The 21,566-nt window shown below is 65.8% G+C and carries 26 protein-coding genes; 17 read left to right on the forward strand and 9 right to left on the reverse strand.

The window, feature by feature from the left end; all coding sequences use genetic code 11:
* The first annotated feature begins 163 nt into the window (after window positions 1–163).
* The 6 genes from EGD98_RS13995 to EGD98_RS14020 are packed head-to-tail and all read left to right on the forward strand — an operon-like array spanning window position 164 to window position 3,760.
* Window positions 164–658 (forward strand): DUF4212 domain-containing protein, encoded by a 495-nt coding sequence (locus EGD98_RS13995; RefSeq protein WP_220588980.1) that lies wholly within the window; start codon window positions 164–166, stop codon window positions 656–658.
* Window positions 655–2,331, forward strand: a complete 1,677-nt coding sequence (locus EGD98_RS14000) for a VC_2705 family sodium/solute symporter (protein WP_220588981.1) — start codon at window positions 655–657, stop codon at window positions 2,329–2,331. The genes EGD98_RS13995 and EGD98_RS14000 overlap by 4 nt, the downstream gene beginning before the upstream one ends.
* A 2-nt stretch (window positions 2,332–2,333) precedes the next feature.
* The gene (locus tag EGD98_RS14005) at window positions 2,334–2,795 is read left to right on the forward strand and encodes a universal stress protein (RefSeq protein WP_220588982.1); all 462 of its coding nucleotides are present in this window, start codon (window positions 2,334–2,336) and stop codon (window positions 2,793–2,795) included.
* Window positions 2,796–2,804: 9 nt separating this feature from the next.
* Window positions 2,805–3,035 (forward strand): DUF8119 family protein, encoded by a 231-nt coding sequence (locus EGD98_RS14010; RefSeq protein WP_220588983.1) that lies wholly within the window; start codon window positions 2,805–2,807, stop codon window positions 3,033–3,035.
* A gap of 60 nt (window positions 3,036–3,095) precedes the next feature.
* Entirely contained in the window at window positions 3,096–3,356 is a 261-nt protein-coding gene (locus EGD98_RS14015) for an AbrB/MazE/SpoVT family DNA-binding domain-containing protein (protein ID WP_220588984.1), read from the forward strand.
* Window positions 3,357–3,358: 2 nt separating this feature from the next.
* Window positions 3,359–3,760, forward strand: coding sequence for a PIN domain-containing protein (locus EGD98_RS14020; protein ID WP_220588985.1), 402 nt, complete (start codon window positions 3,359–3,361; stop codon window positions 3,758–3,760).
* A 387-nt stretch (window positions 3,761–4,147) separates the two neighbouring features.
* Here EGD98_RS14020 and EGD98_RS14025 read toward each other — a convergent pair whose 3' ends face one another.
* Together EGD98_RS14025 and EGD98_RS14030 are read right to left on the reverse strand one after the other, a co-directional pair.
* Window positions 4,148–5,014, reverse strand: coding sequence for a CheF family chemotaxis protein (locus tag EGD98_RS14025; RefSeq protein WP_220588986.1), 867 nt, complete (start codon window positions 5,012–5,014; stop codon window positions 4,148–4,150).
* Window positions 5,015–5,064: 50 nt separating this feature from the next.
* Entirely contained in the window at window positions 5,065–5,877 is an 813-nt protein-coding gene (locus EGD98_RS14030) for an undecaprenyl-diphosphate phosphatase (protein WP_220588987.1), read from the reverse strand.
* 94 nt (window positions 5,878–5,971) lie between these two features.
* On the opposite strand from EGD98_RS14030, the gene EGD98_RS14035 reads away from it, so the two are divergent.
* From EGD98_RS14035 to rnhB, 3 genes are all read left to right on the forward strand, one after another.
* The gene (locus tag EGD98_RS14035) at window positions 5,972–7,138 is read left to right on the forward strand and encodes a mechanosensitive ion channel family protein (RefSeq protein ID WP_220588988.1); all 1,167 of its coding nucleotides are present in this window, start codon (window positions 5,972–5,974) and stop codon (window positions 7,136–7,138) included.
* A 235-nt stretch (window positions 7,139–7,373) separates the two neighbouring features.
* Complete coding sequence (locus EGD98_RS14040) at window positions 7,374–8,654, forward strand: tRNA pseudouridine(54/55) synthase Pus10 (protein ID WP_220588989.1); 1,281 nt, start codon at window positions 7,374–7,376, stop codon at window positions 8,652–8,654.
* A 46-nt stretch (window positions 8,655–8,700) separates the two neighbouring features.
* On the forward strand, window positions 8,701–9,336 hold the full coding sequence (rnhB, locus tag EGD98_RS14045) for a ribonuclease HII (RefSeq protein WP_220588990.1): 636 nt from the start codon (window positions 8,701–8,703) through the stop codon (window positions 9,334–9,336).
* Window positions 9,337–9,609: 273 nt separating this feature from the next.
* Here the strand turns inward: rnhB and EGD98_RS14050 are convergent, their stop codons facing one another.
* The 4 genes from EGD98_RS14050 to EGD98_RS14065 all read right to left on the reverse strand — a co-directional run bounded on the left by EGD98_RS14050 (window position 9,610) and on the right by EGD98_RS14065 (window position 13,365).
* On the reverse strand, window positions 9,610–11,169 hold the full coding sequence (locus EGD98_RS14050; RefSeq protein WP_220588991.1) for a preprotein translocase subunit SecD: 1,560 nt from the start codon (window positions 11,167–11,169) through the stop codon (window positions 9,610–9,612).
* Entirely contained in the window at window positions 11,166–12,035 is an 870-nt protein-coding gene (secF, locus tag EGD98_RS14055; RefSeq protein ID WP_220588992.1) for a protein translocase subunit SecF, read from the reverse strand. Before secF ends, EGD98_RS14050 begins: the two co-directional genes overlap by 4 nt.
* A gap of 72 nt (window positions 12,036–12,107) precedes the next feature.
* Window positions 12,108–12,575, reverse strand: a complete 468-nt coding sequence (locus EGD98_RS14060) for a DUF5812 family protein (protein WP_220588993.1) — start codon at window positions 12,573–12,575, stop codon at window positions 12,108–12,110.
* 268 nt (window positions 12,576–12,843) lie between these two features.
* Entirely contained in the window at window positions 12,844–13,365 is a 522-nt protein-coding gene (locus EGD98_RS14065) for a DUF8056 family protein (protein ID WP_220588994.1), read from the reverse strand.
* 183 nt (window positions 13,366–13,548) lie between these two features.
* On the opposite strand from EGD98_RS14065, the gene EGD98_RS14070 reads away from it, so the two are divergent.
* From EGD98_RS14070 to EGD98_RS14085, 4 genes are all read left to right on the forward strand, one after another.
* Window positions 13,549–14,466, forward strand: a complete 918-nt coding sequence (locus tag EGD98_RS14070; protein WP_220588995.1) for a geranylgeranylglycerol-phosphate geranylgeranyltransferase — start codon at window positions 13,549–13,551, stop codon at window positions 14,464–14,466.
* A 38-nt stretch (window positions 14,467–14,504) separates the two neighbouring features.
* Window positions 14,505–15,800: a glucose-6-phosphate isomerase gene (locus EGD98_RS14075; protein ID WP_220588996.1), complete on the forward strand. Its 1,296-nt coding sequence runs from the start codon at window positions 14,505–14,507 to the stop codon at window positions 15,798–15,800.
* A gap of 83 nt (window positions 15,801–15,883) precedes the next feature.
* Window positions 15,884–16,684, forward strand: coding sequence for a CPBP family intramembrane glutamic endopeptidase (locus tag EGD98_RS14080; protein WP_220588997.1), 801 nt, complete (start codon window positions 15,884–15,886; stop codon window positions 16,682–16,684).
* Window positions 16,685–16,774: 90 nt separating this feature from the next.
* Window positions 16,775–16,921 (forward strand): CopG family transcriptional regulator, encoded by a 147-nt coding sequence (locus EGD98_RS14085; RefSeq protein ID WP_220588998.1) that lies wholly within the window; start codon window positions 16,775–16,777, stop codon window positions 16,919–16,921.
* On the opposite strand, the gene EGD98_RS14090 is transcribed toward EGD98_RS14085, so the two are convergent.
* Entirely contained in the window at window positions 16,918–17,376 is a 459-nt protein-coding gene (locus EGD98_RS14090; protein ID WP_220588999.1) for an NOB1 family endonuclease, read from the reverse strand. The two genes, EGD98_RS14085 and EGD98_RS14090, sit on opposite strands and share 4 nt — an antisense overlap.
* Window positions 17,377–17,616, reverse strand: coding sequence for a PRC-barrel domain-containing protein (locus tag EGD98_RS14095; RefSeq protein WP_220589000.1), 240 nt, complete (start codon window positions 17,614–17,616; stop codon window positions 17,377–17,379).
* A 169-nt stretch (window positions 17,617–17,785) separates the two neighbouring features.
* On the opposite strand from EGD98_RS14095, the gene EGD98_RS14100 reads away from it, so the two are divergent.
* The 4 genes from EGD98_RS14100 to EGD98_RS14115 all read left to right on the forward strand — a co-directional run bounded on the left by EGD98_RS14100 (window position 17,786) and on the right by EGD98_RS14115 (window position 20,922).
* On the forward strand, window positions 17,786–18,229 hold the full coding sequence (locus tag EGD98_RS14100; RefSeq protein WP_220589001.1) for a plastocyanin/azurin family copper-binding protein: 444 nt from the start codon (window positions 17,786–17,788) through the stop codon (window positions 18,227–18,229).
* Window positions 18,230–18,320: 91 nt separating this feature from the next.
* Window positions 18,321–20,126 (forward strand): translation initiation factor IF-2, encoded by a 1,806-nt coding sequence (infB, locus tag EGD98_RS14105; RefSeq protein WP_220589002.1) that lies wholly within the window; start codon window positions 18,321–18,323, stop codon window positions 20,124–20,126.
* 368 nt (window positions 20,127–20,494) lie between these two features.
* Entirely contained in the window at window positions 20,495–20,701 is a 207-nt protein-coding gene (locus EGD98_RS14110) for a DUF7987 family protein (protein ID WP_220589003.1), read from the forward strand.
* A 38-nt stretch (window positions 20,702–20,739) separates the two neighbouring features.
* The gene (locus EGD98_RS14115; RefSeq protein ID WP_220589004.1) at window positions 20,740–20,922 is read left to right on the forward strand and encodes a DUF8015 family protein; all 183 of its coding nucleotides are present in this window, start codon (window positions 20,740–20,742) and stop codon (window positions 20,920–20,922) included.
* 215 nt (window positions 20,923–21,137) lie between these two features.
* On the opposite strand, the gene EGD98_RS14120 is transcribed toward EGD98_RS14115, so the two are convergent.
* Window positions 21,138–21,491, reverse strand: coding sequence for a DUF5811 family protein (locus tag EGD98_RS14120; RefSeq protein ID WP_220589005.1), 354 nt, complete (start codon window positions 21,489–21,491; stop codon window positions 21,138–21,140).
* Between the last annotated feature and the right edge of the window lie 75 nt (window positions 21,492–21,566).

Below are 21,566 nucleotides of genomic sequence, written 5' to 3' on the forward strand. Positions count from 1 at the left end.
CATGCCTGACAAACACAATCACGAAGCGGCGGACGACGACACTGCCGCAGTCGACAGTAACGGGTCAAATGAAACGAGGCGATCCACATCGGACGCTCGCTCTGATGGTGGTGAGTCGAGCGGCGCGAGACGAGCCTCGTCGGAACCACGTTCCGACGGTGGAATGACAGAGGCCGCACAGCGCCATCGGAACACGGACTATCTCGACGAGGAGGTGAACTTGCTGAAGCCGTCCACGCCGTACATGCGTGACCACCTCAGAATCGTCTGGGTCGGCTTCGTCGCCTGGGCGCTCATCGTCTTCGGGCCGGTGACCCTGACGGCCATCGCCCCTGAGGTGATGACCACGACGATGCCGGTGCTTGGCTTCCCGTGGCACTACTTCCTCGTCGGCTTCGGTGCGCCGACGGGCGCGCTCATCCTGGCGGCCATCTACGCCCGCCAGCGAGACAAGCTCGACGACAAGTACGGTATCGACCACAGCGAGCCCGGCGCTGGCGCTCCGGAGTCGGACGACTCCGGTGAGGCCGCCGCCACGGACGGGGGTGAGCGACCCGAAGGGTCGCGAGCCTCGTCTGACCAGCGGTCAGACGGTGGCGAGCCGAGTGAAACGAGGCGAGCTTCGTCGGAACCCCGTTCCGACGGGGGCCAGCGATGACGATACCCCTGCAGGCCGAGGCGCTGGACATCTCGTTCAAACTGCTGCCGGCTATCATCGTCTTCCTGATGATGGCCTCCTTCCTGGTCATCGGCTACGTCTTCAAAGTGGCCGACACCGAGGGGATGTGGGTCGCCGGACGGGGCATCGGCAACATCGAGAACGGGATGGCCATCGGCGCCAACTGGATGTCCGCGGCGTCGTATCTCGGACTGGCCGGACTGGTCGCGCTGGCCGGCTTCTACGGCCTCGCGTTCATCGTCGGCTGGACGACCGGCTACTTCGTCTTGCTCATCTTCCTCGCGGCACAGATGCGCCGGTTCGGGAAGTACACCGCGCCAGACTTCGTCGCGGACCGGTTCAACTCACCGACGGCACGGGCGCTGGCGGCCTTCACCACGCTGCTCATCGCATACGTCTACTCCGTGGGCCAGGCCCGCGGGATGGGGCTGGTCGGCCAGTACGTCTTCGGCCTCGACATCATCCCGATGATCGTCGTCATGATGACCATCACCGTCGGCTACCTCGCGCTCTCGGGGATGCTGGGCGCGACCAAGAACATGGCCGTCCAGTACGTCATCCTCATCGTCGCGTTCCTCGCGGGCGTCTACGCCGTCGGCTTCACGGGCGGGTACTCGACGGTCCTGCCACAGATAGAGTACGGTGCGTTGATCAGCGAACTCAGCCGACAGTTCACCGAACCGTTCATCGGTGGGAACAGCTACTACCTCTGGGTGGCGACGGCCTTTTCGCTCATCTTCGGGACCTGTGGCCTCCCGCACGTCCTCGTGCGGTTCTACACGGTCAAGAGCGAGCGGACCGCCCGCTGGTCGACCGTCTGGGGACTGTTCTTCATTCTCCTGCTGTACTGGGCCGCACCCGCGATGGCCGCCTTCGGCGTCGACCTGTTCGCGGCGGTCAACAACATCTCGCCGGAAGCCGTCTTCACCGGCGGGCAAGCGATGTCCGGCGCGGAAGGTGACGTCATCGTCGTGCTCGCCGCGCAGTTTGCCGACCTCCCGACGTGGTTCGTCGGGCTCGTCGCTGCAGGCGCGATGGCCGCGGCCATCGCGACGACCGCGGGCCTGTTCATCACGGCCTCGTCGGCGGTCGCACACGACATCTACGCCGAGCTCATCAACCCCGACGCGACCCAGCGCCAGCAGGTGCTCATCGGGCGCGCGACCATCGTCGGCATCGGCGCCCTGGTCACGGTGACCGCCTTTAACCCGCCGGCGCTCATCGGCGAACTCGTCGCCTACGCCTTCTCGCTGGCCGGGACCGTCCTCTTCCCGATGTTCTTCCTCGGGCTCTGGTGGGAGAACACGAATCGGCAGGGCGCCCTGGCCGGGATGACCGTCGGCCTCCTGCTGTGGATAACGTCGATTATCAACAGCGTCCTGCCAGCCTACGTTCCCGCCCTTGCCGACATCGCCGGTGAAGGCGGCGCGCTCATCCCGATATACGCCCAGTACGTCCCGCCCATCGGCGCCGCGCTGGTCGGGACGCCGCTGGTCTTCCTGGTCACTATCGCCGTCTCGCTGGCGACGCCCGAGCCGCCACTGGAGACCAAGAAGATGGTCCGACAGTGTCACAGCCCGGAACCGATGGGCCAGCAACAGTCCGCCGAGGATATCGTGTCCAGCGGCGGCGATACCCCTGCGGACGACTAACCATGTACGAGAACATCCTCATCCCGACGGACGGAAGCAAAACGGCGAACGTCGCAGTCGAGCACGCGGTGGACCTCGCCGCGAAGTACGGGGCGACGGTGCACGCGCTGTACGTCGTCGACCCCGACTGGCTCGCCTACAGCCTCGGGTCCGAGCAACTCGACCGTATCAGACAGGGGAACATCGGCGAGATGGACGAGCTGGAAGCCGACGCCGCCGAGGCGACGGGGGTCGTCGCCGACGCGGCCCGCGAAAAGGACATCGAGGTCGTCGAAGCGGTCCGGGGCGGCACGCCCCACAAGATCATCACCACCTACGCCGACAGCAACGACATCGACCTCGTCGTGATCGGGAGCCACGGCCGCTCCGGCGTCCGCCGGGCCCTGCTCGGCAGCGTCACCGAGCGCGTCCTGCGCTCGACGCACCTCCCGGTGCTCGTCGTCGACGAGCAGCGCGAGGACTGAGAGATGGCTATGAGTTCAGGCAAACGGCTGCTCGAAACCGTCGGCGAGCACGTCGACGAGCACCGCGGGGGGATGGTCGTCGACTTCGTCTTCGCGCTGGCGTGGGTGACCGTCGTCACCGTCGTCTTCGACCTGCTTCCCGGCGGGCCCGAGTGGCTCTACTACCTGACGCTGCTGGGTGGCGTCGTGGCCTACTTCGGCTTCTTCTGGTCGCTGGAGGCGGTGCGGGAGGGCGAGTAGCGACCGGTACGAGTCGAATTTAGTGGGAACATTTTATCATCTTCCCACCCACATTTCGGTATGTCCAAATCGCTCGACGAACGGGGCCGGCTCTACCTCCCGAAGGAGGTCCGCGAGCGGTTCGGCGAGCAGTACCGTATCGTCGAATTGCCGAGTCACGTCGCTCTCTTTCCCGTCGACGACGACCCTATCGAAGGCGTTCGAGCGGCCGTCGGTGACGCGTTCGAGGGACAGGACGCCGACCGACTGAAGACTGCGGCGCGCGACCGAATCTCGGACGACGTGGCCACAGAGACGGGTGACCGAACCCAGGGAGAGTGACCGTGTACGTGGAGACGGATTTCCTGATTGCGCTGTTGAAAGAGGACGACTGGCTGCAGGAGTCCCCACTCCGGGCGCTGGAAGCGCGCGACGACATCCACACGTCCGTCCTCGCCTACGCTGAGCTACTCGTCATGTTTTACGACCGTGAACAGGCGGAGTACGATATCGACGTCCCACGTGCCGTCTCGAATTTGCTCGAACTTGTCCCCATCAGACCGGAGATACACGAGGAAGCTGTGCTGGCCGCCGCGGCGTTTCTGGACGAGTACCAGTTGACGCCGTTCGATGCACTCCACGCCGGGATGGCCGCAGTTCGTGACGGAGCGGTACTGTCGAGCGAGCAGGACTACGAGACGGTCGGACTCGACAGACTCCCGTTGGAATCATATCAGACTGAGTGAGTGTCACCGCCCTACTGCTCGCGGCTCACTTCGTCCTCGATTGTTCGGATACGCCGCTTTCTGTCGGCGTCTCCCGCTCCCCGGCTCGCTTCGGTCGCCGTTCCGTCAGGAGGCGACTCGTTTCACTCGTCGCCTCCCTACTCGCGGGTCGCTGCGCTCACGGCTTGGGCCGTTCGCGTACGACCCCTCCCTGTAGTCGGGCTCGCTCTCCCCGCTGCGCTTAACCGAGGTCGTCGCTACGCTCCGACCCCGCTACTCGCGGTTCCCTTCGGTCACCGCTGCGCGTTCGGTGGCGTCTCCCTCCGGTCGACCTCGCTGCTCGCGGCTCGTTACACTCGCCGCTGCGCATTTCGGCGGTTTTCGCTCGCTCCGCTCGCTCAAACCGCCCTACTCCCCACTCATCGCTTCACTCGCCATATTCCGCCCCTGCGCGTTCAGACTGACCTCCGTTCGCTCGCGGACTTTATCGACCGCGCCGACGTCCAGCAGCTTCTGGTAAATCTCCTCGACGTCGTCGGGCGTCGTTCCGACGAAGTCGGCCATCTCGAAGGGCGAAACCCCCGAATACAGCGCCATCAGCACCTGGCTCTCCATCTCGGAGAGTTCGTAGTCGTCCTCTCGCTCGTCGACGACGGCACCGAACAGCGCCTCCAGCGCGTCGGTGTGGTGGGCCATTCCGGAGAAGTGGGTCTCGACGCTGCGGTCCTCCTCGTCGGTGTGTTCGACCTCGACGACCGTTCGCTGGTCGCCCAGCACGGTGCTCTCGCTGGTCTCGATGGTGCCAACGTCGTCGATATCGAAGACGGTCGACCCACCGCCCGGGAACTGCAGTCGGACCTCGTCGTCGTCCAGTCGGAACCGGGCCTTGCTCCACTCGGCGTCGTCCTGGATGACGCCGCCCACGACGGCGGGATGCCGGGCGAGGATGACCTCGCCCTGCAGGGTCGCCCGTCGGTACTCGAACTCGAAATCGGAGACGTTGCTCGCGTCCACCAGCAGGACGTTGTCGCCGACCGAGAGCACGGTCGCACCCGGAGGCACCTCCTCGGGCACGACGCTCTCGGGCTCGTCGGGCACGGAGATGTTCGAGTGGGGAATCGGCGTCTTGCCCTCGTTGGTCGCGAGGACGATTCGCTTGTTGGTGACGATGAGTCGGCAGGACTGCCATCTGGGGTCGGCGACCGGGTCGCCGCCGCGGACGACGTACTGGAAGTCGCCGGACGTGTCGAGTATCTTGTGTTCGTCACCACTCATAGCCGCTGTCGTCACAGAGTTGTCGCCGACTCGTATATAACTTCCACCGCTCAGAGCGCCACCAGCAACCCGCCGACGACGCCCAGGCCACCGAAGACCACACAGACGGTCCAGAACGGGACCCGGCGGACCAGTCTGACCAGGGCGTCGACGGTGAGATAGCCGACGACCGCGCTGACGGCCAGCGCGACCACCGCACTCAGCGGGTCGATGGCCGGCACACCGTCGTCGAGTAGTACCAAGGCGTTAGCTCCCATCGCCGCCGGAATCGACAGCAGGAAGGAGAGCCGCAGCGACGACTCCCCCTCGTGACCGCGCAACAGGAGCGCACTGACGGTCGTTCCGGAGCGGGAGACGCCCGGGAGGATGGCCACGCCCTGGAGGGCGCCGACGAAGACGGCGTCGAGCCAGTTCGGACTGTGGCGCTCGCCCAGCGACAGCGCGACGGCGAACCGCTGGAGCAGCCCCGTCAAAACGAGCAGGCCACCGACCAGCGCGAGGAACAGTCCGCCCTCCAGCCCGGAGACGGCGGCGTCGAGCAGGAGATACGCCGGCAATCCGGTCAGTCCCGTTGCGACCGTCGCTATCGCCAGAAAGGAGAGGTCAGCGGTCTCGTCGGCGAACGGGCGCCGGGTGAGCTCGCGGACCGAACCGAGAATGTCGGCCACGTCTGCCCGGTAGTACGCGATGGCGGCGACGCCGGTCCCGGCGTGTAAAAAGAGCGCCAGCCGTGTCGCATCCTCGGGTGCGAACCCGGCCAGCGCCGTCGAGGCGAGCGCGACCCCGCCCTCGCTGGAGACGGGAATCCACTCCAGTATCCCCTGGAGGATACCAAGCAGGATGGCGACGAGGACGGGATTCATATCCATCCAGCGGATAGCCGAGGGTAAAATCGGTTCGGTCCGGAGTCGGGACGAGAGCTATCAGTATATATATAGGCCCTGTCTAACGGCTGGTATGCAACTGGGTGGCATCGTCGCCTGGCTGGCCGGCCTCCCCGCCTGGCAGGGATTTGGGCTGCTCGTCGTGACCAGCCTCCTGCTTTCCGTCGCCGTGCGGGAACTGGGGGACAGATATCTCAAGCGGCTGACCGACCGCATCGACGGCGACGTCGACGAGATTGTCTTCGGCGGCGTCCACACCGCGCTGTATCTCACCGTCGGACTCGCCGGTGCCTACGTCGGGACACAGGTGTACGACATCTCGCCGGGCATCGCCGTCCCGCTGGAGGCGGGGACGCTGTCGCTCGTCATCGTCGTCTGGGCGCTGACGCTGCTGCGTGTCGGGCGGAAGGCCTCGACCGTGGTGACCGACAGCCGCTACATCGACCGCCAGATGGTCCCTATCCTCCAGAACGTCTGGAGCGCCGCCGTCGCCGCCGTCGCCATCTTCCTCCTGCTCGTGCTCTGGAACATCGACGTGACGCCGCTGCTTGCCTCCGCGGGTATCGCCGGTATCATCGTCGGGCTGGCGGCCCGGGACACCCTGGCGAACTTCTTTGGCTCGCTGTCGCTGTATCTCGACGGGACCTACGCGGTCGGCGACTACGTCGTCCTCGAGACCGGAGAACGGGGCCGCGTCGAGGACATCTCGGTGCGTTCGACGGTCATCCGGACCCGCGACGACATCCTCGTCACCGTCCCCAACTCGAAGCTGTCGAACGCGGCCATCGTCAACGAGTCCACGCCGAAGACGAAACGGCGCATCCGGGTGCCCATCGGCGTCGCCTACGGCACCGATATCGACGACCTGGAGGAACTGCTGCTGGAGATCGCCGAAGGCGAGGGGCTGGTACTGGAGCGACCCAAACCGAGAGTGCGGTTCCGGGAGTTCGGTGGCTCCGCGCTGAACTTCGAGTTGCTGTGCTGGGTCAACAATCCCGCCCAGCGCGCCAGAGCCACCCACGAGCTCAACAGCGCCATCTACAAGCGATTCCAGGCCGACGGCATCGAGATTCCGTTCCCACAGCGGGACGTGTCGATGTCCGTCACCGACGTACCCGGAGAGCTGTTCGGCCAGCCCAGCGAGCCGCCCAGTGAACCGTTCCCGACCGAGGGCGCGGCCGGTGAAGCGAGCCAGCCGGGGGCCGAACACCGCTCTGACGGCGGACAGGACGGCCGGTGACAGAATCCAAGCTCCGTGGCTGATTCGACAAACACCCAGGGCGGGACTGAAAGGGGCGGCGGGGAGGACGAAGCACGGGGAAGCAAGCACGCGAGCGGAGCGAGCGCGCGCAGCGAGCCGCGCGAGTCGTCCCCGCCGGGGCTTTCTGGCTGTCGACACAGCAGGGAGTAGGAATCGTGTGCATTGTTGCAGCTAGGTCGAAACGCAGTTACCGGCCGCCCCCCTCGCATCGACAATGACCGTTCTAGACGACGCGCAGGCCGCGCTGGCCACGGGGCCGCTCTGTGATTCCTGTCTCGGTCGGCTGTTCGCCGAGCGCAGCTTCGGGCTGGCCAACGCCGAGCGGGGCCACGCACTCCGGGTCTCGCTGGCGCTCGAGGACGACGAACCCTTCGAGCCGACCGAGGACTGCTGGGTCTGCGAACTGGAGAGCGAACGAGTGGAGTGGTGGGCCGAACAGGCCGCGACGGCTGTCCGTGGCTACGAGTTCAACACGTACCAGGTCGGGACGAAGGTCCCGCCCCTGCTCGAAGAGAACGACGCCTTGCTCCGGGAGGACGTGGGACTGGACGAGGACGCCGGCGAGGCGCTGAAGACCGAGCTCAATCGGGAAGTGGGCAAGCACGTTGGCGACCTGACCGGCGCCGAGGTGGAGTTCGGTCGACCGGACGTCCAGTTCACGCTGGACCTGGCGACCGACGAGGTCGACGTCAACGTCAACTCCGCGTTCGTCTACGGCCGCTACCGCAAGCTCGAACGCGATATCCCACAGACGAAGTGGCCCTGCAACGACTGTAACGGCACCGGCCGCTGGCAGGGCGAGCCCTGTGACGGCTGTGACGGCTCGGGCTTTCGCTACGACGAGAGCGTCGAACAGCTCTCCGCGCCGGTCGTCGTCGAGGCGATGGACGGCGAGGCGGGCACGTTCCACGGCGCGGGCCGCGAGGACGTCGACGCGCTGATGCTCGAATCCGGCCGCCCGTTCGTCATCGAGGTCGACGAGCCCAGAGTGCGCGACATCGACGTCGAACAGCTGGAGAGAGATATCAACGACTTCGCCGACGGCAAGGTCGAGGTCGAGAGCCTCCGGCTGGCGACTCACGAGATGGTCGAACGGGTCAAGGAACTCGACGCCTCGAAGACCTACCGGATGGACGTCGAGTTCGACGAGTCGGTCACCGACGAGGCCCTCCAGAGCGCCCTCGAGGAGCTCGAAGGGGCGACCATCCACCAGGACACACCCCAGCGGGTCTCGCACCGACGAGCGGACCTCACCCGCACCCGGGACGTCTACGCCGCCAGCGGCGAACTGGTCGACGAGAGCCACGCCGACATTCGAATTCACGGCGCGGGCGGGCTCTACGTGAAGGAACTGATTTCGAGTGATGAAGGCCGCACCGAGCCGAGTCTGACGGGGCTGCTGGGCGTCGACAGCGTCGTGACCGCACTCGACGTGGTCGACGTGCAGGGCGAGGACGAGCCCTTCGCTGACGAGGAGTTCTTCCGGGACATCTGAGAGAGCGACCACAACGGCTTTACTCGACGCCGCGAACCGACCAGCCATGCGACTGGGCGTCGACGAGGCCGGCAAAGGGCCCGTGCTGGGGTCGATGTTCGCCGCCGCGGTGCGAGCCGACCCCGACACACTGCCCGACGGCGTGGGCGACTCGAAGGGTATCGCGCCCGCGAAACGCGAGCGACTGGACAGCGAAATCCGAACGGTAGCGGACGCTGTCGCCGTCACGGAGATTCCCGTCGCCCGCATCGACGACCCCGAGACGGACATGAACACGCTGACCGTCGCCGCCCACGCCGAGGCGCTCGCGGGGGTCGCCGACGACGGGCTCGCGGGGCTGGTCGACGCCGGCGACACCGACGCCGACCGCTTCGGCCGCCGGGTCGCCGACCGCGTCGACGCGACGCTTTCCCTCACCGCAGAACACGGGGCCGACGAGACCGACCCGCTGGTCGGCGCGGCCTCCATCCTCGCGAAGGTGGCCCGCGACAGCCACGTCGAGGCCCTCGCCGATATCTACGGCGACGTGGGCTCGGGCTACCCGAGCGACCCCACGACGCGGGAGTTTCTGTCGGAGTACGTCGAGGAGCACGGGGAGCTACCGGAGTGTGCCCGGGCGTCGTGGTCCACCTGCGAGGACGTGCTGGCCGCCGCTCAGCAGTCGTCGCTGGGGGAGTTTTGAACCACCGCTCGTAGACGAAGACACGGACAACACCGGGTGGGACTGAAAGGGGCGACTGGCTACACGAACCCCGACGAAGTCCTCGAAAGAGCGCACCGCGCTCTTTCGGGATGATGAAAATCGCCAGCGGCGATTTTCAGATCATAAGGACCGCAGGGAGCGGGAGCGACTGAGGACCGCAACGAGTCGCGGGAGTGTAGCCAGTCGGGGCTTTCTGGCTGTTAGCGGTGCTGGAGTCGACATAACCGACAGCGAAACCGAAATTTTCGGTCCCTATTCGTCCAGCACGAGGTTCCGGAGGATGTCACCGTAGGCCGGGCGGGTGACCAGCACACCGATGAGGACGCCGACGATGGTGATGATGGCGAAGCCGGAGAGGTCACCCAGCGGGAAGCCCACGAGGGGGACCATCGCGACGATGGTCGTCGCCGCGGCCGCGCCGATGACCCAGAACGCCTTCCGGAAGCGACTCTGGAACACGCGGGCCGTCCCGACCTCCCCTTGCTGGAGAATCTCGTCACCGATGATGATGAGGTCGTCCACCCCCGTCCCGATGACGGCGATGAAGCCAGCGAGATGGGAGAGGTTGAGCGGGTACTGTGCCAGCGCGACGAAGCCAAGCAGGATGTACACCTCCGAGAGCGCGGTGACGATCATCGGCAGGGCGACCTCACGGCGCCGGTAGCGGACGTACACCACGAGACTGACCGCGAGCACCGCGAGCAGCCCAGTGATGAGAGAGTTCGTCCGGAACTGGTCAGCCAGCGCCGGCGACAGGGTGCTCCGACTCCCGTCCTCGAAGTTCAGGTCCGCCGGGAGCTGGCCGGCGTCGAGACTCAGCTGGAGTTCGCGCGCCTCGTCCATGGAGGTGGTGGTCATGACGAACTGCGGGTCGTTGGCGAAGGTCCCATCGGCGAAGGACTGCCCGAGGCCCGGGTCGACGCCGCCGACGAACACCGGCTCGCCGTTGAGTGTCGTTACCAGACACGTGCCGTTGATGGTGTCGACGCTCTCGTGCTCGCTCGCCTCGACAGCGCAGGAGGCCCCGCCGCCGAAGCCGGCGTCGGCCATGTCGTTCTGGAACTGCCGGGCCGCCTGCTGTTCGATGACGACCGGGACCTGGGGCTGGTTGTTCACCGTCTGGGCGGTGCCGATGTCGCTGAAGTCGTCCTGTCCGAGGACCTGCTGACGGGTCCAGTTACCGGAGGTGCCGTTCTGGTAGACGGCGTAGACCCGGACGACACCGCGCTCTTCGAGGATATCGATGAGGTCCTCGGCGTCGCGGCCGGGGGCGGTGACGGCGATGAGATTCTGCCCTCCGGGGACGTTGACCTCACGGACGTTCCCGCCGCTGAGTGCCGACGTGGATACTTTCCGGTCGATGGCGTCGACCATCTCTTTGCGGGTCTCGGACGTCACGCCCGGGCGGACGGTCTCGGGCTGGTAGCCCTCCTCCTCCAACGCGGTCCGGAGCTCGGCCTCGGTGACGTTCCCGTCGAACACCTCGACGGTGCCGCTCTCGTTCGCCGATGGCCTGACCGTCAGGTCGATGGGGTCGACCCCCAGTCGGTTCGACAGGGCCGTCTGCAGCTGGACCGCCTCGGTCTGGTTCCCGACTTCGACCCCCTCGGCAGTCGTGCCGACGACCGGTGCCTCGATACGGGCACCACCGGAGAGGTCGATACCGTACTGGAGGTTGGTGAGCTGTTCGCCACCGGCCGACTCGTTAGCGGCGGTCCCCGGCGGCGCCCCGGGGACAAAGAGTGCGACGGTGCTACCGAGCAGGAGGACGACGAGGACGACGATGCGCCAGTTATCACGGAGGGTACTCATCGAGACACCCCCTCGTACTTGTACCAGCGAAGCAGTGTGACGTTGAGCATGTAGGTGTTCATCAGGTCAGCCGTCAGCCCCAGCACCAGCACGATACCGATAGAGGCCATCAGGTCGATACCGAACAGTGTCGCCGAGATGGCCATCACGGTCATCGCGGCGATGGAGGTAAGGGTCATCGTCACACCGGTCCGCATCGCGCGGTAGGTCGACTCGTAGAACCCGCCCGAGCGACGGAGGACGTGGTTGTTCAGCAGGATGTCCGAGTCCACCGAATACCCGATGAGCATGAGCAAGGCGGCGACGGTCCCCAGAGAGAGCTTGATACCGACGAGATTCATGATGGCGACGGGAATGACGATGTCCGAGAAGGCCGAGATGACGATGGCGATACTTGGCACGAACGTCCGGAAGAGAGCGAAGGCCAGCAGGCTCATCCCGAGGAACGCGATGCCGACGCCCATGAGCGCGAACCGCTGACTCTGCTGGCCGAAGACCGCCGAGGTCGTCCCGCTCTGGAGCACGGTGATACCGTCGGCCTGTTCGGCCGTGTCGGTGAGCGTCGAGAGGTCCCCGGTGTTGTCGAACGTGATTATATACTGGTCCTGTCCGGAGACCTGCTGGACCGAAACGACGGAGTCACCGAAGAGGTCGGTGGCTTGCTGTTCCGAAATCGGCTCGGACGACTGCACCTTGATTTCTGATCCCCCTGTGAAGTCGTTGCCCAGCGTGACCGGTGACCCGGTAAACGCGTAGGTGACCGCGAGCACCCCCAGGGCGACCGCCAGCACCACCAGCGGTACCGCGATGAGCTGACGGTTGGAGTACTGCGTGTAGTCGACTTCCGGGACCTCGAACGCGACCATGGCCGCAGGTGTGGCACGCCCCCGAATAAGCCTTCTTAATCCGCGCTGCCCGACCGGGAACGAACCGGGGCCTCAATCCGGCAGATACCGGACGCTGACGACGCCGTCGGCGGTCCGAATCTCCACGCGGTCGACACCCAGCCGCGCTGCTCGGGCGACCGTCTCCTCGTCGGCCGCGACGTCGTCGGCCGTCGGTGCCGCCTCGCCGTCGGGCACGGTCAGGACGTGTAACTCGCCGGTGCCGGCCCGCTCCTGGGTGGTGAGTTCGCCGACGGGCTGGTCGGCGGCGAGGTCCTTTGCTTGCTGGGTCGGCTCCAGGTCAACGACTGCGACCGGAATCTCGTACTCGGCGGCGAGGTCTGCCACCGCGTAGGTGACCTCCATCGGCGGCTCCGCCTCCAGCGTAGCCTCGATGACGGCGCCGCCTTCGAGGCCGGGGTTCTCCGACAGCGTCAGTACCTGCGCATCGACCACGTCCCGAACTGTGACCGACGACTCGTCGGCATGGGTGACGAGGAAGGTCCCCTCTTTCTGGGTCATGCGACGGGGTAGGTCAGGCCCGTTTTTCGGGGTTTCGACTGGGGAGGATTTCGTACTGCTGAGTTTCCACAGCGTTACGCGTTCTCCCTCAGGTCAGGTACCGTCGCTGCCCACTCAGCGTCCGTTCCGTAAGCGTCGCTGCCGTATTCGATTTCGATTTGGCCGAGACTCACCACGTTCGCGATTCGCGACGCGGCAAACTCGTCCAGTGTAATCGACATCGTGTCAGTCTATGTCAGTGTATGTCTGATCAGTCAAAAGCGTTAGCTCACCGCAGCAACCGATGCACGAGATACATCAGCCCGACAGCGAGTAGCGGCGGAACCAGTCCAGCGAGCTGTGGCAGTTCGTACAGTGCCATCACCACGCGACTAGTCGTCGACTCCTGGAGCGCGGGCGGCACCGAAATAATCAGTCCGACGTACAGCGAAGCGACGAAGCCCAGCGCCGAGAGGGCCAGCCCGCGGTCGTAGGCGATAGAGGAGGCGGTACGGCGGTGGCGACGAGCGACCAGGAGGACGGGCGCGAGCAGCGGCGCGACGACGAGCAGGCCGACAAAGAGGAAGAAGGTCCGTGAGAAGGTGAACGTCCCGCCGCGGGCCCCGGAACTCCCGGCGAGGACGCCGATGAGACCGAACGTGAAGATGAGCGCGATGGCGACCGTCAGCAAGGTAGCGACCACGACGTACCCCTTGAACAGCAGCGACTCGCTAGACCGGATAGCGTAGGGGAACGCGCCGGGCAACCCGTTGTAGCTCCGTTCGCTCTCGGTCGGCTGCGCGTCTGTCATCACCCGATATAGAGCGACGAGCGGGTTAAGCGCCCCGTTGTCTGGCGAGCGATGGGCGGCTGTGCAGTCGTCTCGTGCATCTGCGAATATCTAATTAATTTTGGGTTTTAGGTCAAAATATGAAGTTTTTTCATAAATGATAAAATATAATAATAATCGTTTCAAAGCGAGCGGCTGTACTGCATGAGCAACTCACGTGGTGGGGTTCAGACCGGATGGGGGACAGCGAGTTCAAGTGACGGTCTCTTCACGGTGCTCAGGCAACAGCTTTCGGACCTGGGCGTGTACCTCGAGATAACGCGACCCGGTAACGTCGCGTTCACGGGGGTACTCACAGTTATCGGCGCGTTCGTCGCCGGCGGCATCCTCACGCGACCGCTCGCGGTCTGTGCGGCCGTCGTCGCCGCGACGACGGTCACTGCCGGCGGGAACACGATAAACGACTACTTCGACCGCCACATCGACGCCATCAACCGACCGGACCGACCGATTCCACGCGAGGCGATTTCGGCACGGACGGCGCTGCTGTACAGTCTCGCCCTGTTTGCCACCGGGTTCGTCGCGTCGCTACTGCTCCCGCTGTGGGGGACCGTCATCGTCGTGGGGAACGCGCTCGGTCTCCTCGCGTACACGCAAGTGTTCAAGCCGCTCCCGGGCGTCGGCAACGCCCTCATCGCGGTCGTGATGCCGAGTAACCTGCTCCTGGGGGGTGCGGCCGTTGGCGACGTCGCTGCCACAATGGTCCTGTTCGCACTCGCGGCCGTCGCGACGCTCAGCCGCGAGATAATCAAAGACGTCGAGGACATCGACGGGGACCGACAGGAGGGACTGCGAACGCTCCCCATCGCCATCGGCGAGTCACCGTCGCTGTGGCTCGGGCTGGCGAGTATCGTCGTCGCGGTCGCTGCCAGCGTGCTCCCGTATCTCGAAGGCACCTTCGGAACCGGATACATCGTGGCCGTCCTGCCGGCCAACGTGACAATGCTCGCGGCGGCGAGCTACGCCTTCGTCGACCCCGGGAGCGGACAGCGGTGGCTCAAGGCCGGGATGGTCTTTGCCGCGCTGGCTTTCGTCGTCGGCCGGGGGACACTGCTGCTCTAGACCGGGCACATATGTAACAGGGCTTCGAGGGTTCGCGTATGCATCTCGATATCGGTGCGGCGCTCGGGGACGAAGCGGACCCCGGCGTCGACGAGGACGACCTGGAGGAGCTGGACGAACAGGTGGCCGCGGCCCACGAGACCATCGCTGCGGGGCGGGAAAACGGCGAGTTCGGGTACGCAGCCCTGAACCTGCCCGAGGAGACGGACCCGACGAGAATCCGCGAGGCCGTCGAGCCGGTCGAAGACGCCGCGTACGTCCTGACCGTGGGTATCGGCGGCTCCGCGCTCGGCGCGAAGACGGTGACCGCGGCGCTGGCCGACGAGCCCGATCGGCACGTCATCTTGGACAACGTCGACCCGGAACACATCGAGCGCACGCTCGAGGGTCTCCCGCTCGAAGACACCGCCATCAACGTCGTCTCGAAGTCCGGCACGACGGCGGAGACACTGGCGAACTTCCTCGTGGTGCGGGCGGCCTACGAGGACGCGGGCGTCGACTGGACGGAGCTGACCGTCGTCACGACCGGCGAGTCCGGCCCGCTGGCCGAACTGGTCGAGGAACACGACCTGCCGCGCTTGCCGGTTCCCGACGGTGTCCCGGGCCGCTTCGCCGCGCTGTCGTCGGTGGGACTCGTCCCGCCGGCAATCCTCGGGGTCGACATCGAGGGGCTGCTCGAGGGGGCCAGCGCGGCCGCCGACGGGCTCGGGCCGTCGCTCTTTGACTCGCCTGGCTACGCCTACGGCGCCGTCTGCTACGCACTCGAAGAAGAGGGGGCCGCGGTCAACGCCGTCATGCCCTACGCCGAACGGCTGGAGTACTTCGCCGAGTGGTTCGCCCAGCTGTGGGCCGAGAGCCTCGGCAAGGAGGGGCGGGGCCAGACCCCCGCGAGAGCCCTGGGCGCGACCGACCAGCACTCCCAGCTCCAGCTCTACCGGGCCGGACCAGCAGACAAGATGGTCACCGTCGTCCGTCCACAGGAGCGGGCAGACGTCCAGATTCCCGAGTCCGAGCACGACTCGCTGTCCTACTTCGCCGGCGCGGACCTGGGCCAGCTACTGGACGCGGAGTACGACGCCACAGTCGCCAGCCTCGCCGAGGCCGGTCGACCGGCCGTCGAGATAGAGCTCGACGACCTCGACGCCGAGGGGGTCGGCGAACTGCTGTACGCGATGGAGGCCGCCACCGTGCTCGTCGGCGAACTGGCCGACATCGAGACGTTCACCCAGCCCGCCGTCGAGTGGGGCAAGCGCGCCGCGCGCGGCCTGCTGTCGGGCGAGGAGACCGAAGAGACCAGGACCGTCGCGGAGCGACCCAGCTACCGTATCGACTAGCCCGGGTCAGACAGCGACCGGCACGGCCACAGCCGGCAATCGGTGGGGTCTTGAGCCTCGCTCGCGTACCGCCAGCAACTGCAATGGCACTCTCCCCGCCGTACGTCTCGGTCGCCGACGGCCGCACGATAATGGAGAGCGTCGTCCGGGCGCTGGCCGTCGTCGCCGGAGCCTTTCTCTTTGCCGGCGTCTTCTCGGCTCTCGGCGCGGCGCTGCTGGGCATCAACGTCGAGAACGGCCTCGATGCGAGTTCGACGCCAGCGGCGCTGTACGCGGCGGTCAACGCGATCTCCTTCGTCGGATTTGTACTCGCGGGCGTCGCCTACCTGCAGGTCAGAGACGACCAGTCACTGGTCTATCTGCGCCGGCCCCGCCCCTCGGATCTGGGCTGGGCAGTGGTCGGGGTAGTCGGCATCCTGCTGGGTTCGCTGGTGATGGGCGTCGTCGTGCAGGTGCTCTCGAACCTCGCCGAGACGCTGTTTGGCGTCGCCGTCGAGACCGGCCAGAACAACATCATCACGGAGGGCCGGGAGAACCCCGTGCTCTTCCTGTACATGGTTCCCGTCGCGCTCTTTTTCGTCGGACCGGCCGAGGAACTCGTCTTCCGAGGCGTCGTCCAGGGACTGTTCCGGCGCGCGTTCGGCGTGGTTCCGGGGGTGGTGTTGGCGAGTTTGCTGTTCGGGATGGGGCACTATCTCGCCATCAGCTCCGGCAGCGCCTGGACGTACATCCTCACCGCCAGCGCGCTCGGGCTGGTCCTCGGTGCGCTGTACGAGTACACCGAGAGCATCCTCGTTCCCGCCCTGGCACACGGGAGCTGGAACGCCGGGCTGTTCGTGCTGAACTACTACATCGCGACCACCTCGCTGACGATGCCGAGCTGACAGCGCGGCTGCCACTACCCAGAGGCGCTGGGGAGCCGTGTGACGGTTGTCTGACGGGTGTTTAAGCTGAACGCGGTTCATCATTATGCTATGTCAACCCGGTACACGGTCGTGTGCGAGGACGACCAGGCCCGGGCTATCCAGGTGTTGGCCCGTCGCTACGGCATCACCGAAGAGGAAGTACTCAAGCAGCTCATCGAGCTCGGCCTCGAAGACGTCGAAGAACGGACAGTCTAGGCCGGGTTCTTACGGGACAGCGAACTGCCACACACTGGACAGCGGTCGTGGTTCTCGTCGAACTCGCGACCACAGCCGGCACACTGGAATCGCCACTCCCGCTGCTCGGTGATGCCCTCCCGGGCGATGACCTCGACGCGGACGTCCAGTTTCTCCGCGACGTTCTGCATCGCGTAGTCGTCGGTGACCAGCGGGCTGTCGAGTTCGAAGGCGGCGGCGACGAGGCGGATGTCGGTCTCCGATAGCTCCTCGAGGTCGCCCGTCTCGCGGGCGGCCCGCTCGATGCGCTCGACGGTGTTGTCCTCCGGGATATGCAGGTGCATCCCCGAGCCCTCCAGCGCGTCGAATCGGTAGGCGGCCTCGCCCTCCAGTTCCTCCTGGACGAGCGGAATGGTCGCTATCCGCTCGTCGGTGTGGTACTCGTTGATGAACGCTGACGAGTCGAGAACGTACATTTAGCGCTGGACGATCATGTGGTCCTTGACTGCCTTGACTCGCTCCACGGGGACGAGCAGGCGGCCCTGGTCGCTGTACTCGAAGTCGGTGTTCCGGAGCGATTCTGCGGGGTCGATGACGAGGTGGTTGAGCGACCCCGACGAGAGGTCCATCGTGATGTTGTAGAGGCTACCCATCTCCGCGCCGTCGCTACCCATGACGTCTTTCCCCGAGAGGTTCTCGGCGAGTATTTCGGCCATACCCCCCTTTCTGAGCGAGATTACATAAACGCCACGGGGCGTCTGACGCAGTGTTGTAGCGAGGTACCGGTATGCGCCGACCCCGGGTCGGCCCAATCCGGAACTAATCTACAACACTGGGTTACAGACGGACAGTACACCTATTACGCCAGGGTTCAGAGGGGACGTCATGGAAGAAAGCCGACGGCGGTTCGTGGCGGCCCTCTCAGCGGGTATCACCGGCGCCATCGCCGGCTGTGGCGGGAGCGAGAGTTCGACCCCGACCGCAGAGTCGACCGGAACCCAGGCACAGACATCCACCGCGACATCGACAGCCACGCCCGAAGCGGCCCAGGTTGTCGCCGTCGCGACCGACGGGTTCAGCTTCTCGCCCGCAAGCTTCGAAATCGCGGCCGGCGAGACCGTCCGGTGGGAGTGGGCGGCCGGCGGCCACAACGTCAAACCCGACACCACCCCCGAGGGGAGCGACTGGAGTGGGACGGCGGGCAGCGACCTGTACAGCTCCGGACACACCTACAGCTACACCTTCGAGGTAGCGGGCGAGTATAGCTACTACTGCCAGCCTCACCGGGGGTCCGGGATGACGGGTTCGTTCATCGTCACGGAACAGTAGGGCGCTGGGCGGCCAGACACGCCGGGCGCGCCCCATGACGACGAACTTAACTACTGTGGCCGACACCTTCCAGTAACTTCTGAGGCCATCTATGTCTGACCAGGACGCCACCACAGAGACGGAGCACACCCTACGGACACCCATCGTCGCCGTACTTGGCCACGTCGACCACGGGAAGACCAGCCTGCTGGACCGAATCCGCGGCTCGGCGGTGACGGCCGGCGAATCCGGCGCCATCACCCAGCACATCGGGGCCACGGCGGTCCCGCTCGACGTCATCTCGGACATCGCCGGGGAACTGGTCGACCCCACGGACTTCGACCTGCCCGGCCTGTTGTTCATCGACACGCCCGGCCACCACTCATTTTCGACGCTGCGCTCGCGGGGCGGGGCGCTGGCTGACATCGCCATCCTCGTCGTCGACGTCAACGACGGGTTCCAGCCCCAGACGCTGGAGGCCATCGACATCCTCAAACGGACCCAGACCCCCTTCATCGTCGCCGCGAACAAGATAGACACCGTGCCGGGCTGGAACCCCAACGAGAACCAGCCCGTCCAGCAGACGATGGACGCCCAGTCCGAGCGAGTCACCTCGGACTTAAACGAGAAGCTCTACGAACTCATCGGCGAGCTCTCCGACAACGGCTTCTCGGCGGATATGTACTGGCGGGTCCAGAACTTCCAGGCCAACATCGGCGTGGTCCCCGTCTCCGCCGAGACCGGCGAGGGCATCCCGGACCTGCTGACGGTGATGATGGGCCTCTCCCAGCGCTACATGAAAGAGGAGATGGAGATAGACGCCAGCGGCCCCGGCGTCGGCACCGTCCTCGAAGTGAAAGACACCCAGGGCTTCGGGACTACCTTAGACGCTATCATCTACGACGGGACGATTCACAAGGACGACACCATCGTCGTGGGCGGCCTGCAGGGCCCCATCGTCACCGACGTGCGCGCGCTCTTGCGCCCGCGGCCGCTCGAAGAGATACGCACCGAACAGCAGTTCGAGCAGGTCGACGCCGTGGCCGCCGCCGACGGGGTGAAAATCGCCGCCCCGGACTTAGACGACGCCATCGCCGGCGCGCCGATTCGGGTCCTCCGGGACCGCGACCGCGCCGAGGTCATCGCCGAGGTGGAGGAGGAGTTATCCGAGATAGAGGTCACGACACAGGAGGAGGGCGTCGTGGTCAAGGCCGACACGCTGGGCTCGCTCGAGGCGATTTCGAGCACGCTCGAAGAGGAGGAGATTCCCATCATGCGCGCCGAGGTCGGCGCCGTCGCTCCCCGCGACGTCCGCGTCGCCGAGACGGCCAACGAACCGACCCATCGCGCCATCCTCGCGTTCTCAGTCGACGTGCTCGAGGACGCCCGCCACCTGGCCGAGCAAGAGGACGTGACGCTGTTCGAGGACGACGTCATCTACCAGCTCGTAGAGGGGTACGACGACCACGTCACCGAGATCCAGGAGTCCCAGCAGGAACAGATTCTCGAGAACATCACCCGCCCGGCGAAGTTCCGTGTGCTACCGGACCACACCTTCCGGCAGAACGACCCCGCCGTCGTCGGCATCGAGGTGCTCTCGGGCGAACTCCGCCGGAACGTAAACGTCGTCAAGTGGGACGGGTCGGAGCCGACGCGGGTCGGCCGCCTGAAATCGCTGCAGGACGCCGGCGAGGACGTCGATTCGGCCCGAACCGGCGAACAGCTCGCGGCCTCCATCGACGGGCCGACCGTCGGCCGCCAGATAGAGGAAGGCGACGATCTCTGGGTCGAAATCCCCGAGAAACACGCCAAGATACTCGAACAGGAGCTCAAAGAGGAGATATCGGTCGACGAGCGCGAGGCGCTGTCGATGTACCTGGAGAACCACCGGAATCGGGACCCCTTCTGGGGGAAGTAGGGCGGTTTCGCCCGACGGGCGAAACCGCCAGGCGAACCGGCGAACGGAGTGAGCCGGAGAGCAATAGCGAGATATCGACCGGAGGGAGATGCCTCCGGAACGCACAGCGGGGAGCGGAGCGAGGGGCGTGCGTAGCACGGCCCTCGATGCGGAACGGGGAACGCAGTGACCCGTGGAGCGAAGCGACCCGCGAGCAGCGAGGCCGACCGGAGGGAGGCCTCGAAAGCGACGCGGTGAGCGATAGCGAACCGCAGAGCAGTAGCGAGATATCGACCGCAGGGAGACTCCGTCAGAAGGCGGCGCGACTCGACAGCGAACCCCCGAGCACTTGCGGCATACTTTTTTTCGCCCCGATTGAACAGACGCGCATGCTCTCCCGCGAGAACCAGATTTTGCTGGGCTGTGGCGCCCTCGCAGTACTACTGAGCTACACCGCCGCCTGGCTGGACCTCCCCGGACCGCTCGTGCTGGCGCTACTGCTGGGCGTCGGGGTCGTCCTGCCGTTTTTCGTCAACGAACGCCCCGACGTGGGGGCGTACCTCTCGGGCGACGAGACGGCCGCCGAGCGAGAGTAATAATATTTAATTAGTAGGCGTGTCTTCGCACAGACACGATGACCGACGGGCTCTCGACGGCCGACCTCGTCCTCGCGACCATCGCGATAGCATTGGCGCTTTCGGCCTTTGGGGCCGTCGCGACCTCGGTAAGCGTCGCCGTCGCCATGGCCGCGGGCTCGATACCCGCGACCGGCTCTATCGGCTACGCGCTGTTCTACAACCCGCCGACCGACGGCTGAACGTCCCGTCGAAAACATCGCGTGTCGCTTCGAGGTCACCGCGTTTCGCCGACCTCGCTATGCTCTGCGGTTCGCTTACGAGGCACGTAGCGCCTCGCTCTCCCCGCTGCGCTTTATCGAGGAACCTCGCTACGCTCCATTCCTCGCTTTTGCTCCGCGGCTCGCTTCGCTCACCGCGTCGCTTTCGAGGTAGTTCGCGGAGCGAACTACCTCGCCTACTGAGCCGTCGGCGAACTGTCCTCGCCCATGACCTGCTTGACCTGCAGGGCCGCCGAGGCGGCGATACCCTGTGCGAGGTCGTCCCGCTCGTCGGCGGAGATGGTCGCCGACTCCGGGTCTTCGGGCCGGTAGTCGGCACTGACCACAGAGCCGACTGGCGGCTGGACCGCGATCGTCGCTCGCGGCCCCGACTCGCTGTCACTGACTTCCGACCCCACCACGAACTCCCCGGGGAGCAGCTCACGCGTTCGAGCCGCGACGCTCGCGAGGTCCCGGCGCAGCGTCTGACGCTGCTCGCGCGTGAGCGTCACTTTCTCCGTCTCGCCACCGAGCGGCGAATTACCGTACATGAAGGTTCTGCCGTGGGTAGGTAGCTGACTGATAAAAACCCAGTGGCTTTGCGAGAATGTTGCCGTCGAACCGCA

This window comes from Haloarcula salinisoli (assembly GCF_019599405.1).
Classification (GTDB): domain Archaea; phylum Halobacteriota; class Halobacteria; order Halobacteriales; family Haloarculaceae; genus Haloarcula; species Haloarcula salinisoli.